Below are 14,572 nucleotides of genomic sequence, written 5' to 3' on the forward strand. Positions count from 1 at the left end.
ACCTTAGCCCTGCACCACGCGCAGCACTTCGGCCAGGCTGGTCTCGCCACGGGCCAGGCAGTCGCTGGCCATTGCGACCAGGCTCTGCCGGCGTTCGGCCAGGTAGTCCTGCATGGCCAGTTCACTGGCGCCGTCATACAGCAGGCCGATCAGCCCGGCATCCAGTTCGATGAATTCGTAAAGCCCCAAGCGCCCGACATAGCCGCTACCCTGGCACTGCTCGCAGCCGACCGCGTGGTAGGTGCTGCCCAGCGCCGTCAGTTCTGGCCAAAGGTCACGCTCGGCACTTTGCAGCGGCTGCGCCACGGCGCAACTGCACAAGCGTCGCACCAAGCGCTGGGCCAGCACACCGCGCAGGCACGAGGCGATCAAAAACGGCTCGATGCCCATGTCGCGCAGGCGGGTCACCGCACCCACGGCACTGTTGGTGTGCAGGGTGGACAGCACCAGGTGCCCGGTCAGGCTGGCCTGCACGGCGATCTGCGCGGTTTCCTGGTCACGGATTTCGCCGAGCATGATCACGTCCGGGTCCTGGCGCAGGATGGCGCGCAGGCCACTGGCGAAGGTCAGCCCTGCACGCGGATTGATGGCGGTCTGGCCAATGCCGGCGATGGCGTACTCCACCGGGTCCTCGACGGTGAGGATGTTGCGGCTACCATCGTTGAGGCTGTTGAGGCTGGCGTACAGGGTGGTGGTCTTGCCCGAACCGGTCGGGCCGGTGGACAGCACGATACCGTTGGGCCGCGCCAGGCAGCTGCGCAGGCCCTGCAACACCGCTGGCGGCATGCCCAGGTTGCCCAGCGCCAGCAAGCTGGCCTGCTTGTCGAGCACACGCATCACCACGCGCTCGCCATGGATGCCGGGCAGGGTCGAAACCCGCACATCCACCTCGCGCCCTGCCGCACGCAGGGTAATACGGCCGTCCTGGGGCTGGCGCTTCTCGGCGATATCCAGGCGTGCCATGACCTTGATCCGCGACACCAGCATGGCCGACAGCGCACGCGGCGGGCGCAGCACTTCGCGCAGGTGGCCATCGACGCGCAGGCGCACCACCAGGCTTTGCTCGAAGGTTTCGATGTGGATGTCCGAGGCGCGCAGGCGCAGCGCCTGGCCGAACAGGCCATTGATCAGGCGGATGACCGGGGCTTCGTCATCGCTTTCCAGCAGGTCTTCGACTTGCGGCATCTCGCTCATCAGGCTGTCCAGGTCGACCTGGTCGCCGATGCCTTCAATCAGCGCTTCAGTGGCGCCATCGCCAGCCTGGTACAGCTGGCCGAGGCGCTCGTCGAACACGGCAGGTTCCAGGTATTGGAGCATGCAGGGCTGGCCATGTACCCGCAGCAGCTCCTGCACCTGGGCGCTGTCGGCGTCGGGCCGCAGCCATAGCTGCCAGCCGTGCTCCGTGGTGGTCATGGCCACCCCGCTCTGGCGTGCCTGGCGATACGGCAACATCACCAGGCACCGCCTTCGAGGCGTGCGCGGCTGGAGGGGAACACCTGCAACAGCGGCGTGCCCTCTGCAAGGTCCGGCAGTTGCAGCGGTGTGGTCTGCTGCAGGGTGCGGTATTTGTCTTCGCTGAGCCCGGCCAGGCTCGGCCCGTCCCGCAGAATGCGCGGGCGGATGAACACCATCAGGTTCTGCTTGGTGTTTTTGCTGGCATCGGAGCGGAACAGCCGGCCCAGGTAAGGGATATCACCGAGCAGCGGCACGCGCTGGTTGCTGGTGCTCAACTCGTCGCTGATCAGGCCGCCGAGGATGACCAGGCCATTGTCTTCGACCATGACCTTGGTCTTGATCTCGCGCTTGTTGGTGATCACGTCGCTGGCCGCGCTGGACTCGGCGATCGACGACACTTCCTGGACAATGTCCAGGCGCACGCTGTTGTCGATGTTGATCTGCGGCTTGATGCGCAGTTTTACCCCGACCTCTTTGCGCTCGATGGTCTGGTACGGGTTGGCGTTGTTCTGCGTGACCGAGCCGGTAACGAAGGGCACTTCCTGGCCGACCAGTATCGACGCTTCGGCGTTGTCCAGGGTCAACAGGGTCGGCGTGGACAGCAGGTTGAAGCCGCTCTTGCCCTTCAGCGCATTGACCAGCATGGCAAAGTTGAACCCGCCGCCGAAATGGCCGATGCCCGCCGTGGCGCCGGTGGTCGCGGACAACAGGTCGCCAAGCGCCTCGTTGTCGCCACCGGCAGCAGCCCCGGCAATATTGGCGATATTCACCCCGTTGCTGCCGAAGTTGACGATGCCGGCGCCGAATTTTTCGTCGGCAAACAGCCATTGCACGCCCAGCTCCTGGGCGCTGCTGTCGGACACCTCGGCGATGATGGCCTCCACCACCACCTGGGCACGGCGGATGTCCAGCTGTTCGACGATGCTGCGGTAGGCCGCCAGCTCGCTGTCGGTGCCGACCATGACCACGGCGTTGGTGCCTTCTTCGTACTCCAGGCGAATGCCCGGGCCACCGGCGGCGGCCATCACCGGCTTGTCCTTGCCCTCCCCTTCGCTTGCGCCTTCAGCTGGCGCCATGCCTTCCTGACCAAGCCCGCGCAGCACCTTGACCACTTCACCTGCGTTGGCGTGCCGCAGGTAGATGACCTGGGTACTGCCGCTGCCGGGTGCTTCCTGGGGGCGGTCGAGCTGGCGCAGCAGGCTGGCGATACGGTCCAGGTTGCTGCGCCAGTCGGTCACCACCAACTGGTGCGCCGCCGGGTACGGTGTGATCACCCCGACCCGTGGGTCGATCAGCGGTTTGAGGATGCCCAGCACCTGCTCGCTGGCGGCGTTGCGCACGTTGAATACCCGCGTCGCCACGCTGTCACTGCCTTCGCCCTGCTGCCCACCCGCCTCCACCGGCACCGGTTCCAGGCGCGCGGCCTGGTCAGGGACAATCTTCACGCTGCCGTTGGGCAGGTCGACGGTGGCGTAGCCTTGGGCGCGCAACTGCGCCAGGAAGATGTCGTAGATGGCATCGGCGTCGTGCAGGTCGACGGTGCGCACGGTGACCTTGCCCTTGACCCGAGGGTCGACGATGAAGGTGGTGCCGGTGATGCGCGACACGCTGTCGATGAACTCGCCCAGTTCGGTGTCGACGAAGTTCACCTCGTACATCGGCGTGCCGTTTTCATCGAACACCGGCTCTTCGGCGCGGGCCTCTGGCAGGCCTGTGGCCAGGGCCAGGCTCAGCACGGCGGCCACGCAGTATCTAACAGGCATCGTTCATCCTTGCCGCTTGAAGCCGGTCACGGCGGGGCGTGGCGGCCAGGGCAGGCGCTCACGCCGCCCCTGGTTGTTGAAAATCAGGCCATCGGTGTCGATGTCCTGCAGCACGATCCCCGGCGCCAGGCGCTGACCGCGGGCCAGGGTGCGGACCTGCTCGCCGTAGCGCAGCACCACCACGCTGGAAGACAGCGGCTGCGCCCTGAGGCCACCGAGGTAGTGCAATGGCAGGCGGGTAATGGCGATGGCGCCGTCGTCGACGGGCGCTTGCCAGTTGCCGACCATCAGCCCCGGCAGCGGGCTGGCGACCGCCGCCGGCGCCATGGCCGGTTGCGGCTGGCGGCTGAGTTGCAGCACGCACTGGGCGGCCAGCCAACCCGCCAGGGTCAAACCAGCGCCGGTGAAAAAGCGCGAGGCGCGTATCACGAGGCCAACTGCCGTGGGTGCCAGCCCGGGTGCCCCTGCACGTAACGCACTTCGGGCAGTTGCAGCGGCGCCAGTTGCCAGTCGCTACGCTGCTGGGCAAGCCAGGCTTCGACCCGCTGCCACAGGGGTTCGCCAGCCTGGCTTTCAAACTGCAGGCCGAAGGTGCGGCACAGGCCCTGCACCGGCTCCAGCCCAGTGATGCGCTTGCCTTGCGGGCTATAACTGACCCGCCAGGCCTGGCCCTGCCAGCGTGGCAAATCCTGGCTGTTGTCCAGCAGCAGCGGGTCGCCGAACAGCTGCTCTGCAGCGTTCTCCAGCACTTGCTCCACCTGCCGGGCCGGCGCTTCGACCACCGGCGCCGGGTAGCCACCGGTGAGGCTGATCAGGTGTTCGCGTGTGATCGACGCCCCGGCGGGCAGCGGGTAGTCGTAACGCAGGCCGGGCAGCAGCACGGGCATGCTGCTGTCATCGGCCAAGGCCTGATGCAGCAGGCGGTCCCAACTGCCGCCACGGGTATCGCGGCGCCACAAGGCCTGTGGCGCGCGGGCCAGCGGTTGATCGAGCCACGCCGCATGGCCGGCACGTTGCTGGCGCAGTTCTGCCTGCAATGGCCCGACACGCAGTTGCGCGGCAGGCGCCAGTTGTTGTTCAAACGCCGGGAAGAAACGCCCTTCGAACTGCCACAGCCCGGCCACGCGCTGGCAGCGCAGGCGGAAGGCACCACTGCCCCGACAACCGGCGAACAGCACCGGTACCCGGCGACCACTGGCCTGGGTTACCTCGACGGGCGCCGGCCACAGGTCCTGGCCACGGGCGCACAACAGCACATCGATTTGTGGCAACCGCTCGGCCAGCCAAAGGCCGGGGCCGGTGCCGACATCGGCCAGGGCCACCACCAGGTCGGCCTCGCGCCGGGCCTGCTCGAAGACCGGCTGAAGTGACTGGTACCACTGTTTGAGGGAGGCCTTCTGGTCCTGGGCATAGGGGTCGGTCACGCCGACCACGGCAACCCGGGCGCCGCCGCGTTCGAAGACGTGCAAGGCCTCCAGGCCCAGGGCCTGGCGTTGCCCGTCAGCCAGGCCGGCACCGAGGGAAACTGCACCCGCCTGGCGATAAAGGCCGGCGCTGCGTTGTGGCCACAGCACACGCTCGTCACTGCTGACCCGCGCTTCGATGCCCAGCAGTTGGCTGCCCTGCACCCCGCTTTCGCCCTGGGTCAGGTAAGCCAGGCCACTGCCGTTCCAGCCCTGGCCATTCTCCAGGGTCAGGCTGTTGCCTGCGCCGGCCTCGCCGCGCAGTTGCTCCAGCAGGGCGGCTAGCACCGCGTAGCCGCCGAGCTGGGCTGCTGTTGCCTGGCTGGCATCTAGCAGCGGTGCCAGTTGCGGGTAGGCAAGGCTGGCGCTGCTGCCAGTCATCCACGGCGCGCGGCCCAAGTGGCTGACCGGCCCCAGGCGGGTCGCTGGCACCACGGCCTGGCCGGGTTGGCGGGCATCGAGCGTATCGGCCACGTACAACAGGTCGAGCCGGGCGTTGCCGCCCTGCTGCCCAGGGAAGGCAGAACAGGCGCCGAGCAGCGGTGCCAATGCCCCGACACCCATCCAGCCAATCACTTCGCGCCTGTGCACACTGCTCGCCATCGCACCTGCCATCCTTTTCCACATTCATTCCGGGATCCGGATGTTGCGGCGTTGGCATTACAGTTTGATGGCAGAAATCCGACAGCAATTCCAAATTGATCTGTCAGAAGCCCCTCTAAGAGCGAGTCGTTTTAAAAACCCCTTAACATTTCTGCCAATCAATCATCATATTTCCCCCCTAAAGTCGCGGGTTCCTCTAACTCAGCCACTACAAGGACACCCTGATGAGTCGAGATACCGGCGACAACCTGGACCGGAACCAAAGCGGCAATATGCCGATGGCCAACGTCATGGACGCCTACCTGAGCCGCCGCAGCGTGATGCGCGGCAGCCTGGGCGCCGCCATCGCCATGATCGCCGGTACCGGCCTGACAGGCTGCTTCGACGGGGGTGGTTCCGATCACGATGATCCGGTCACCGAGCCACCGGTGACCGAGCCGCCTGTCACCGAGCCAGAAGTGCCGAAACTGGCACTGGGCTTCCAGTCCATCCCGGGCTCGCGCACCGACGCCTGTGTGGTTGCCGCCGGCTACAGCGCCTACGTGCTGGCGCCCTGGGGCACGCCGCTGAACAGCAACGCCAACCCGTGGAAGCCCGACGGCAGCAACACCTCGACCGACCAGGCCAACGCCATGGGCATGCACCATGACGGCATGCACTTCTTCCCCATCAACGGCAGCTCGGAAGACGGCCTGCTGGCGATCAACTTCGAGTACATCGACGCCGCCGCCCTGCACCCGGCCGGCCCGACCACCGATGTCAACGGCAAGCGCCCGGTCGAGGAGGTGCGCAAGGAAATCAATGCCCACGGGGCTGGCGTGGTGCGCCTGCAGAAAGTCAGCGGCCGCTGGCAGGTGGTCGACAACGACCCGCTGAACCGCCGCTTCACCACGGCTTCGCGCATGGAAATCACCGGCCCGCTGCGCGGCACCGACCACGTCAAGACCAAGTACTCCGCCGCCGGTACCCACTGCCGCGGTACCAACAACAACTGCGGCAACGGTTACACCCCGTGGGGCACCTACCTGACCTGTGAAGAGAACTGGCCGGGCATCTTCGTCAACAAGGGCACCCGCCCTGAAGACCAGCGCCGCATTGGCGTGGGCACCTCCAGCGGCCAGTACAAGTGGGAAAGCGCTGCCGGTGACAGCACCGAGGTGGCCGACGAGTTCGCCCGTTTCGACGTCACCGTCAAGGGCGCCAGCGCCACCGACGACTACCGCAACGAAGCCAGCACCTACGGCTACATCGTCGAGATCGACCCGTACAACAGCAGCACCCTGGCCACCAAGCGCACCGCGCTGGGCCGCTTCCGCCACGAGGGCTGCGCCCCAGGCCTGCCAGTCGCCGGCAAGCCGCTGGTGTGGTACATGGGTGACGACTCGAACAACGAGTACCTGTACAAGTGGGTGTCCACCGCCGTGTGGGACGCAGCCGACGCCAATCCGGCCGACCGCCTGGCCACCGGCGCCAAGTACCTGGACCAGGGCAAGCTCTATGTGGCGCGCTTCAATGCCGATGGCACCGGCGTATGGCTGCTGCTGGACGTGGCCACTGCCACCACGGGCGGCAGTACCCTGGGTGCGCTGTATGGTGACCTGCCAGGCATCATCCTCAACACACGTGGTGCCGGCGATGCTGTGGGCGCAACACCGATGGACCGCCCGGAATGGACGACGGTCAACCCGCTGAACGGCGATGTCTACCTGACCCTGACCAACAACAGCGCACGCACCCCGGAAAAGGTCGACGCGGCCAACCCGCGCGGCCCTAACCGCCACGGCCACATCATTCGCTGGCATGACAGCGACGACCAGTTGAGCTTTACCTGGGACATCTTCGTGTTCGGCGCAAACGCCGCCGGTACTGCCGACATCAACCGTTCCGGCCTGACCGAACTGAACCAGTTCGCAAGCCCCGACGGCATGAGCTTCGATAGCCGCGGCGTGTTGTGGTTCGAGACCGACAACGGCGAGAGCACCCTCACCGATTACACCAACGACCAGTTGCTGGCAGTGATCCCTACCGACCTGGTGGACGCCACTGGCAAGCAGGTGCCGGTGAACGCACAGAACCAGGTGGACCTGCGCCGCTTCTTTGTTGGGCCGAATGAGTGCGAAGTGACCGGGATTGCCTTTACCCCGGACAACAAGACGCTGTTCGTCAACATTCAGCACCCAGGGAACTGGCCGTATACCGACAAGGCCACTGATCCGACCCCAGCTGGTGCCACCGTTCGGCCGCGGGCTTCGACGGTAGTGATCCAGCGCAATGATGGCGGCGAGATCGGCACTGCCTGATCGACCTGTGCACGGGGGCCGCTTTGCGGCCCATTCGCGGCACAAGGCCGCTCCTACAGGGGGTACGCGATCCCTTGTAGGAGCGGCCTTGCGTCGCGATGGGCTGCACAGCAGCCCCAGCAATAGCAAGCCTTACCAGGCCACCGGCTCCCGGCTACGCACCCGCACTTGCTGCGCCGGCACCCGGGCATGCCATTGCACCACCCCTAGCGCCTCCACCTGGAATTCGCTGCGCATCACCCGCCCCTCTTCCTCGAACGACAGCTGCAGCAGAAAGTACCCGCTGTTGAGCAGCAAACCCTCACTCAGCCGTTCAAACGTTTCGTCATCCACCGCCCCCAGCGCCTGGCGCAACGCGGCTGCATCCACGTACCCCGACGCTGGCCGCCCGCTGATGATGCGGCTGAGCAACGACCGCGAATAGCGCCCTTCGTACAGCGCCTCCAGTAACGGAAGGTGCTCCAGCCCAAGCGCATTGGCGTTCAGGCGCCAGCCGGTGACCTGGGGCAAGGCGCACAGCATCGGGTAACGCGCCTGGCGGCCGGCGTCGGGCTCCAGCAGCAGGTTCAGTTCGCTGGTATCGAGCATCGGCTGGTTGGCCGCCAGGCGCGGTGGTTGCTGGCGCAGGTACTGTGCGCTTTCGGCGCCCTGCAGGCGGGTGTCGCTATCGGTGTCGAGCCAGTCGGCCAGCGCATCGACCAGGCGCTCGGCAGCCATGTCGTCGCCTAGCAGGTAGCGCAACTGGCGTTCGGCACGCTCGCCATCGGCCCCCAGCAGCGCATTGACGTTGAAGCAGGTGTGCTGGTCGCGCACCCGCAGTTGCGCCTGACCGGCGCCAAAATCGTAGTTCAGCGGCTGCCCACGCAAGGCCTGCCAAAACAGCGGGCTAAGTCGCCAGGCGGGGTCGCGCAGGGCCTGCTCGGCATAGGCCAGGCCAGCCTGCTCCATGGCCCGCGTCTGCACCCGCTGGTGCAGCAGGCGCACTTCATCCACCTGGCGTCGGCCATCTTCCACCAGCCAGGCCATGCCCGCCGCCAGCATTGCCAGCACCACCATCACCATCAACAGGGCCGCACCCTGCTGTTGCCTGCCACCCATCCGTGCGTGCCTCGCTCGCGCAATAAAGACGCCAGTCAACACGCGGCGTGTTGCAGGTAGATGGCAATGCCCGTTCGTCATGTGCACGTCATCTACACGAGGCAGGATTGCCCTTCCTTTTCATGACCTTACAGGAGTGGTCGCAATGGGTGGCATTGGAATCTGGCAACTGGTGATCGTACTGCTGATCGTATTTCTGCTGTTTGGTACCAAGCGCCTCAAGGGCCTGGGCAGCGATGTGGGCGAGGCGATCCAGGGTTTTCGCAAGTCCATGGGCGGCGACGCTGACGCCAACGCACCTGGCCAGGCGCAGGTTCAGCAACAGGCCCCGCTGACCGGCCAGGCCACGCAGCAGCCTCAAGCGGACCGTCAGGCCTGATGTTCGAGGTAGGCTTCAGCGAGCTGCTGCTGGTTGGCGTCGTCGCGCTGCTGGTGCTGGGCCCGGAGCGCCTGCCGGTGGCAGCGCGCACCCTCGGGCGCGGCCTGGGCCAGGCGCGCCGGGCCATGCACGCCTTGCGCACGCAGGTAGAGCGCGAAATCGAGTTGCCAAACCTCGACAGCGCACCGTTGCAGCGCCTGGAACAGGAAATCCGCCAAGGCATCAGCCTGAACACGGCGCCAGCCAATGATGCCGCAACGGTCACCGCCCCCAAGGAACACGCCTCATGAGTATTGCCATGGACCCGGCGGCCAGCATGCCGCTGACCGAACACCTGCGGGACCTGCGCAAACGCCTGGTGCGTTGCCTGGCACTGGTGGCATTGGTGTTCGCCGGCCTGTTCCCCTTCGCCCAGACGTTGTACACGCTCATATCCGAACCGCTGCGGCGCTTTTTGCCAGAAGGCGCCAGCATGATCGCCACCAGCGTAACCTCGCCGTTTCTGACGCCGTTCAAGCTGACCGCAATGTGTGCAGTGTTCCTGGCCATGCCGCTGCTGCTGCACCAGGCCTGGGGTTTTCTGGCGCCGGGGCTGTACCGCCGTGAGCGGCGCATTGCCCTGCCGCTGCTGGTGTCGAGCATCGTGCTGTTCTATGCCGGCATGGCGTTTGCGTTTTTCCTGGTCTTCCCGATGATGTTCGGTTTCTTTGCCAGCGTGACGCCGGAGGGCGTGGCGATGATGACCGATATCAGCCAGTACCTGGACTTTATCCTGGCGCTGTTTCTGGCGTTCGGGCTGGCGTTCGAGATCCCGGTGGCGACGTTCATCGTGGTCTGGGTGGGGTTGGCCGATGTGGCCACGTTACGGCGCAGCAGGCCCTATGTGATCGTCGGGTGCTTTGTGGTGGGGATGATCCTGACGCCACCGGATGTGTTTTCGCAGACGATGTTGGCGGTGCCGATGTGGGTGCTGTTCGAGGTGGGGTTGCTGGCTTGTGGAATGTTGAAGCAGCCTGAGCAAGGCAAGGAGATTGTGGCTGGCTGACAGGGCCCTATCGCCGGCAAGCCAGCTCCCACAGGGATATCACAGGATCCGAAAATGCTGATATCCCTGTGGGAGCTGGCTTGCCGGCGATGGCCTTGATGCCGTCTAGAACTCGGCGAGCCGCCAGACCTCATAGGCTGGCGTCTCGTACGGGTGGCTCTGCTTGAGCGCAGCGACGGCCTGGGCAATCAGGTCGTCAGCCACCACCAGCTCTACCTTCCACTCCTCCACCACCTCGACCTGGCCTGTTTGCCCGAGGTACGGCTGGCTGCCGTCCAACGGGCGGAACTGGCCCTGGCCCAGGGTTTGCCAGGCGCAGTGGTCATAGTCACCGATGCGCCCGCCACCCGCAGCGAACACGGCGGCCTTGACCACTTCGACGTGGCTGGCGGGGACGAAGAAGGCGAGCTTGTACACGTCTTAGTTCACCCACACCCGCGCGTTGCGGAACATACGCATCAGCGCGGCATCTTCCTGCCACTCATCCGGGCGCCAGGAGTTCTGCACGGCGCGGAACACGCGCTCCGGGTGCGGCATCATGATGGTCACGCGGCCGTCACGGCTGGTCAGGCCGGTGATACCACGCGGCGAGCCGTTCGGGTTGGCCGGGTAGGCTTCGGTGACCTTGCCGTGGTTGTCGACGTAGCGCAGGGCCACGCAACCGGACAGGTCGGCTTCCAGCAGTGCCGCTTCGTTGGCGAACTCGGCATGGCCTTCACCGTGGGCGATGGCGATTGGCATGCGCGAACCGGCCATGCCCTGCAGGAAGATCGAGTTGGACTTCTGCACCTCGACCATGGCCACGCGTGCCTCGAACTGCTCCGAGCGGTTACGCACGAAGTGCGGCCAGTACTCGGTGCCCGGGATCAGCTCATGCAGGTTGGACATCATCTGGCAACCGTTGCACACGCCCAGGGCGAAGCTGTCGGTACGCTCGAAGAAGGCCTGGAAGGCGTCACGGGCACGGGCGTTGAACAGCGCCGACTTGGCCCAGCCTTCACCGGCACCCAGCACGTCACCGTAGGAGAAGCCACCGCAGGCGACCAGGCCCTTGAAGGCCTCGAAGTCGACACGGCCCGCCAGAATGTCGCTCATGTGCACGTCGATGGCGGCAAAACCGGCGCGGTCGAAGGCGGCTGCCATCTCGACCTGGCCGTTGACGCCCTGCTCACGCAGGATGGCCACTTGCGGGCGCACGCCCTTCTTGATGTAAGGCGCGGCGATGTCGTCGTTGACGTCGAAGCCCAGCTTGACCGACAGGCCCGGGTTGTCTTCCTCGAGCAGCAGGTCGAATTCCTGGTCGGCGCAGTCAGCGTTGTCGCGCAGGCGCTGGATCTGGTAGCTGGTCTCGGCCCACTGACGCTGCAGCATGCGACGGTCGTCGTCGAACAGCACTTCGCCGTTCAGGCTGATGGACACTTCGGCGTTGTTGACCGGCTTGCCGATCACCGCGACGCACTCTTCGCCCAGGCCAGCGGCGCTGAACTGTGCCAGTACGTCCGGGGTGGCATCCTGGCGAACCTGGATGACCGCACCCAGCTCTTCGTTGAAGAGGATGGCCGGGACGTCCTTGCGGTTGTCGGTCAGTGGGTCGAGTTGCAGGTCGAGGCCGCAGTGGCCGGCGAAGGCCATTTCCAGCACGGTGGTGACCAGGCCGCCGTCGGAGCGGTCGTGGTAGGCCAGCAGGTGGCCGTCGGCGTTCAGGCCCTGAATCACGGCGAAGAAGGCCTTGAGGTCTTCGGCGTCGTCGACGTCCGGTGCCTGGGCAGCGATCTTGCCGTAGGTCTGCGCCAGGATCGAGGCGCCCATGCGGTTTTTGCCACGGCCCAGGTCGATCAGGATCAGGTCGGTTTCGCCCTTGTCCATGCGCAGCTCAGGGGTGAGGGTCTTGCGGATGTCGGTGACCGGGGCAAAGCCGGTGATGATCAGCGACATTGGCGAGGTGACGCTCTTCTCGCCGCCCTCATCGCTCCACTTGGTCTTCATCGACATCGAGTCTTTGCCGACCGGAATGGTAATGCCCAGCTCCGGGCACAGCTCCATGCCTACAGCCTTGACGGTGTCGTACAGGCGGGCGTCTTCACCCGGGTGGCCGGCAGCGGACATCCAGTTGGCCGACAGTTTGATGTCGGACAGCTTCTCGATGCGCGAGGCCGCCAGGTTGGTCAGGGTTTCGCCGATGGCCATGCGGCCGGACGCCGGGGCATCCAGCAGCGCCAGCGGGGTACGCTCGCCCATGGCCATGGCTTCACCGGTGTAGACGTCGAAGCTGGTGGCGGTGACGGCGCAGTCGGCGACCGGTACCTGCCACGGGCCGACCATCTGGTCGCGGGCAACCAGGCCGGTGATGGTGCGGTCGCCGATGGTGATCAGGAAGCTCTTGCTGGCCACAGCCGGGTGGTTCAGTACGCGCTGGACGGCGTTGTCCAGGTCCAGCTCGCTCGGGTCGAAGTCATCACCCAGCTCGGCTTCGCGGGTAACCGAACGGTGCATGCGCGGCGGTTTGCCCAGCAGCACGTCCAGCGGCATGTCCACAGGCGTGTTGCCGAAGTGGCTGTCGCTTACGGTCAGGTGCGGCTCTTCGGTCGCTTCACCGACCACGGCAAACGGGCAACGCTCACGCTCGCAGATGGCCTGGAAACGCTCGAAGTCGACCGCGCTGACAGCCAGCACGTAACGCTCTTGCGATTCGTTGCTCCAGATTTCGTGCGGGGCCATGCCCGGCTCGTCGTTGGGCACGTTACGCAGCTCGAAGCGGCCACCACGGCCACCGTCGTTGACCAGCTCGGGGAAGGCGTTGGAGATACCGCCGGCGCCGACGTCGTGGATGAAAGCGATCGGGTTGTTGTCGCCCAGCTGCCAGCAGCGGTCGATAACCTCCTGGCAACGGCGCTCCATTTCAGGGTTTTCGCGCTGTACCGAGGCGAAGTCCAGGTCAGCCGAGCTGGCACCGGTCGCCACCGACGAAGCGGCGCCGCCGCCCAGGCCGATCAGCATGGCCGGGCCGCCGAGCACGATCAGCTTGGCGCCGACGGTGATCTCGCCCTTCTGCACGTGGTCTTCACGGATGTTGCCCATGCCACCGGCCAGCATGATCGGCTTGTGGTAGCCGCGCACTTCTTCACCGTGCGGGGTGTTGATGGCCTGCTCGAAGGTACGGAAGTAACCGGTCAGGGCCGGGCGACCGAATTCGTTGTTGAACGCCGCGCCACCCAGAGGGCCTTCGATCATGATGTCGAGGGCGTCGACGATACGCTCAGGCTTGCCGTAGGCCTGCTCCCAAGGCTGCTCGAAGCCCGGAATGCGCAGGTTGGACACGGTGAAACCGGTGAGGCCCGCCTTGGGCTTGGCGCCACGGCCGGTAGCACCTTCGTCGCGGATTTCGCCGCCGGAGCCGGTGGAGGCACCGGAGAACGGGGCGATGGCGGTCGGGTGGTTGTGGGTTTCCACCTTCATCAGGATGTGCACCGGCTCCTGCACCGCGCCGTACTGGCGGGTTTCAGGGTTCGGGAAGAAACGGCCGGCCACGTTACCGACGATGACCGAGGCGTTGTCCTTGTACGCAGACAGCACGCCTTCGCTGTGCATCTGGTAGGTGTTCTTGATCATGCCGAACAGGCTTTTTTCCTGAGCCTGGCCGTCGATGTCCCAACTGGCGTTGAAGATCTTGTGGCGGCAGTGCTCGGAGTTGGCCTGGGCGAACATCATCAGTTCGATGTCGTTCGGGTTGCGCGCAAGGTTCTGGAAGGCCGCGACCAGGTAGTCGATCTCGTCTTCGGCCAGGGCCAGGCCCAGGTCGATGTTGGCCTGGGCCAGGGCTTCACGGCCACCGGCCAGGATGTCCACCGAGGTCATCGGCTTGGGCTGGGCGTGGCTGAACAGGTCGGACGCCTGCTCCAGCTGGCCGAGCACGCGCTGGGTCATGCGGTCGTGCAGTTCGGCAGCAATCAATGCGGCATCAGCGTCGCTCAGGGTGCCGGCTACGTAGTAGGCGATACCGCGCTCCAGGCGCTGGATCGACTGCAGGCCGCAGTTGTGGGCGATGTCGCTGGCCTTGCTGGCCCACGGCGAAATGGTGCCCAACCGCGGCACGACCAGGAACAGGCGGCCGGTCGGCTCCTGTACCGGCACGCTCGGGCCGTACTTGAGCAGACGGCCCAGCACCTGCTGCTGGTCGGCGGTCAGCTCGCCATCGACATCGGCGAAGTGGGCGAATTCGGCATACAAACCAGTAACAGCGGGGACTTTCTGGCTCAGTTGCTCGAGTAATTTACCGTGGCGAAAGGCAGAAAGGGCAGGAGCGCCGCGCAGGATCAACATCGTCGGGACAGCCTCAGGAAGGGGTGTGCTTAGAGGCCGTGCATTCTAGCCTAATTCGATGGCTTTCGGCACCCGCTCTACGCCACGGCTGCCGGGCGGCGTAACCGGACTTTCGGGTCAAAAAAATCCACCCGCCGCACACAGTC

11 protein-coding genes are annotated in these 14,572 nt (G+C 65.7%); 4 read left to right on the forward strand and 7 right to left on the reverse strand.

The genetic code is table 11. From position 1 onward, the window contains the following. Positions 1 to 3 precede the first annotated feature (3 nt). The 4 genes from N805_RS17095 to N805_RS17110 are packed head-to-tail and all read right to left on the reverse strand — an operon-like array spanning position 4 to position 5,284. Positions 4 to 1,452: a GspE/PulE family protein gene (locus tag N805_RS17095; protein WP_019470332.1), complete on the reverse strand. Its 1,449-nt coding sequence runs from the start codon at positions 1,450 to 1,452 to the stop codon at positions 4 to 6. Further along, positions 1,452 to 3,218, reverse strand: coding sequence for a type II secretion system secretin GspD (gene gspD / locus N805_RS17100; RefSeq protein WP_177313741.1), 1,767 nt, complete (start codon positions 3,216 to 3,218; stop codon positions 1,452 to 1,454). Before gspD ends, N805_RS17095 begins: the two co-directional genes overlap by 1 nt. Before the next feature lie 3 nt (positions 3,219 to 3,221). Continuing rightward, on the reverse strand, positions 3,222 to 3,647 hold the full coding sequence (locus tag N805_RS17105; RefSeq protein WP_019470330.1) for a pilus assembly protein PilZ: 426 nt from the start codon (positions 3,645 to 3,647) through the stop codon (positions 3,222 to 3,224). Next, on the reverse strand, positions 3,644 to 5,284 hold the full coding sequence (locus N805_RS17110) for a hypothetical protein (RefSeq protein ID WP_019470329.1): 1,641 nt from the start codon (positions 5,282 to 5,284) through the stop codon (positions 3,644 to 3,646). The genes N805_RS17105 and N805_RS17110 overlap by 4 nt, the downstream gene beginning before the upstream one ends. A gap of 224 nt (positions 5,285 to 5,508) precedes the next feature. Between N805_RS17110 and N805_RS17115 the strand changes: the two genes are divergently transcribed. Continuing rightward, a complete protein-coding gene (locus N805_RS17115) occupies positions 5,509 to 7,584 on the forward strand; it encodes a PhoX family protein (RefSeq protein WP_019470328.1) in 2,076 nt (691 codons plus the stop codon). 132 nt (positions 7,585 to 7,716) lie between these two features. Here N805_RS17115 and gspK read toward each other — a convergent pair whose 3' ends face one another. Further along, on the reverse strand, positions 7,717 to 8,682 hold the full coding sequence (gene gspK, locus N805_RS17120) for a type II secretion system minor pseudopilin GspK (protein ID WP_019470327.1): 966 nt from the start codon (positions 8,680 to 8,682) through the stop codon (positions 7,717 to 7,719). A gap of 145 nt (positions 8,683 to 8,827) precedes the next feature. Here gspK and tatA point away from each other — a divergent pair, with 145 nt between their 5' ends. The 3 genes from tatA to tatC are packed head-to-tail and all read left to right on the forward strand — an operon-like array spanning position 8,828 to position 10,106. Next, complete coding sequence (tatA, locus tag N805_RS17125) at positions 8,828 to 9,061, forward strand: twin-arginine translocase TatA/TatE family subunit (RefSeq protein WP_016501257.1); 234 nt, start codon at positions 8,828 to 8,830, stop codon at positions 9,059 to 9,061. Beyond that, entirely contained in the window at positions 9,061 to 9,351 is a 291-nt protein-coding gene (tatB, locus tag N805_RS17130) for a Sec-independent protein translocase protein TatB (protein ID WP_019470326.1), read from the forward strand. Before tatA ends, tatB begins: the two co-directional genes overlap by 1 nt. Further along, on the forward strand, positions 9,348 to 10,106 hold the full coding sequence (gene tatC / locus N805_RS17135) for a twin-arginine translocase subunit TatC (protein ID WP_019470325.1): 759 nt from the start codon (positions 9,348 to 9,350) through the stop codon (positions 10,104 to 10,106). The genes tatB and tatC overlap by 4 nt, the downstream gene beginning before the upstream one ends. Positions 10,107 to 10,211: 105 nt before the next feature. Here the strand turns inward: tatC and N805_RS17140 are convergent, their stop codons facing one another. Both N805_RS17140 and purL read right to left on the reverse strand, forming a co-directional pair. Then, positions 10,212 to 10,523 (reverse strand): NIF3 1, encoded by a 312-nt coding sequence (locus tag N805_RS17140; RefSeq protein WP_019470324.1) that lies wholly within the window; start codon positions 10,521 to 10,523, stop codon positions 10,212 to 10,214. Between the two features lie 3 nt (positions 10,524 to 10,526). Beyond that, positions 10,527 to 14,426, reverse strand: a complete 3,900-nt coding sequence (gene purL, locus N805_RS17145; protein ID WP_019470323.1) for a phosphoribosylformylglycinamidine synthase — start codon at positions 14,424 to 14,426, stop codon at positions 10,527 to 10,529. Positions 14,427 to 14,572 lie beyond the last annotated feature (146 nt).

It is taken from the genome of Pseudomonas putida S13.1.2 (genome assembly GCF_000498395.2).
In the GTDB taxonomy this organism is placed as follows: Bacteria; Pseudomonadota; Gammaproteobacteria; order Pseudomonadales; family Pseudomonadaceae; genus Aquipseudomonas; species Aquipseudomonas putida_Q.

Bases quoted from the DNA above. Each gene is read 5' to 3' on its own strand.
- N805_RS17095 (WP_019470332.1), bottom strand. From the start codon at position 1,452: ATGTTGCCGTATCGCCAGGCACGCCAGAGCGGGGTGGCCATGACCACC.
- gspD (WP_177313741.1), bottom strand. From the start codon at position 3,218: ATGCCTGTTAGATACTGCGTGGCCGCCGTGCTGAGCCTGGCCCTGGCC.
- N805_RS17110 (WP_019470329.1), bottom strand. From the start codon at position 5,284: ATGGCGAGCAGTGTGCACAGGCGCGAAGTGATTGGCTGGATGGGTGTC.
- N805_RS17115 (WP_019470328.1), top strand. From the start codon at position 5,509: ATGAGTCGAGATACCGGCGACAACCTGGACCGGAACCAAAGCGGCAAT.
- gspK (WP_019470327.1), bottom strand. From the start codon at position 8,682: ATGGGTGGCAGGCAACAGCAGGGTGCGGCCCTGTTGATGGTGATGGTG.
- tatA (WP_016501257.1), top strand. From the start codon at position 8,828: ATGGGTGGCATTGGAATCTGGCAACTGGTGATCGTACTGCTGATCGTA.
- tatB (WP_019470326.1), top strand. From the start codon at position 9,061: ATGTTCGAGGTAGGCTTCAGCGAGCTGCTGCTGGTTGGCGTCGTCGCG.
- tatC (WP_019470325.1), top strand. From the start codon at position 9,348: ATGAGTATTGCCATGGACCCGGCGGCCAGCATGCCGCTGACCGAACAC.
- purL (WP_019470323.1), bottom strand. From the start codon at position 14,426: ATGTTGATCCTGCGCGGCGCTCCTGCCCTTTCTGCCTTTCGCCACGGT.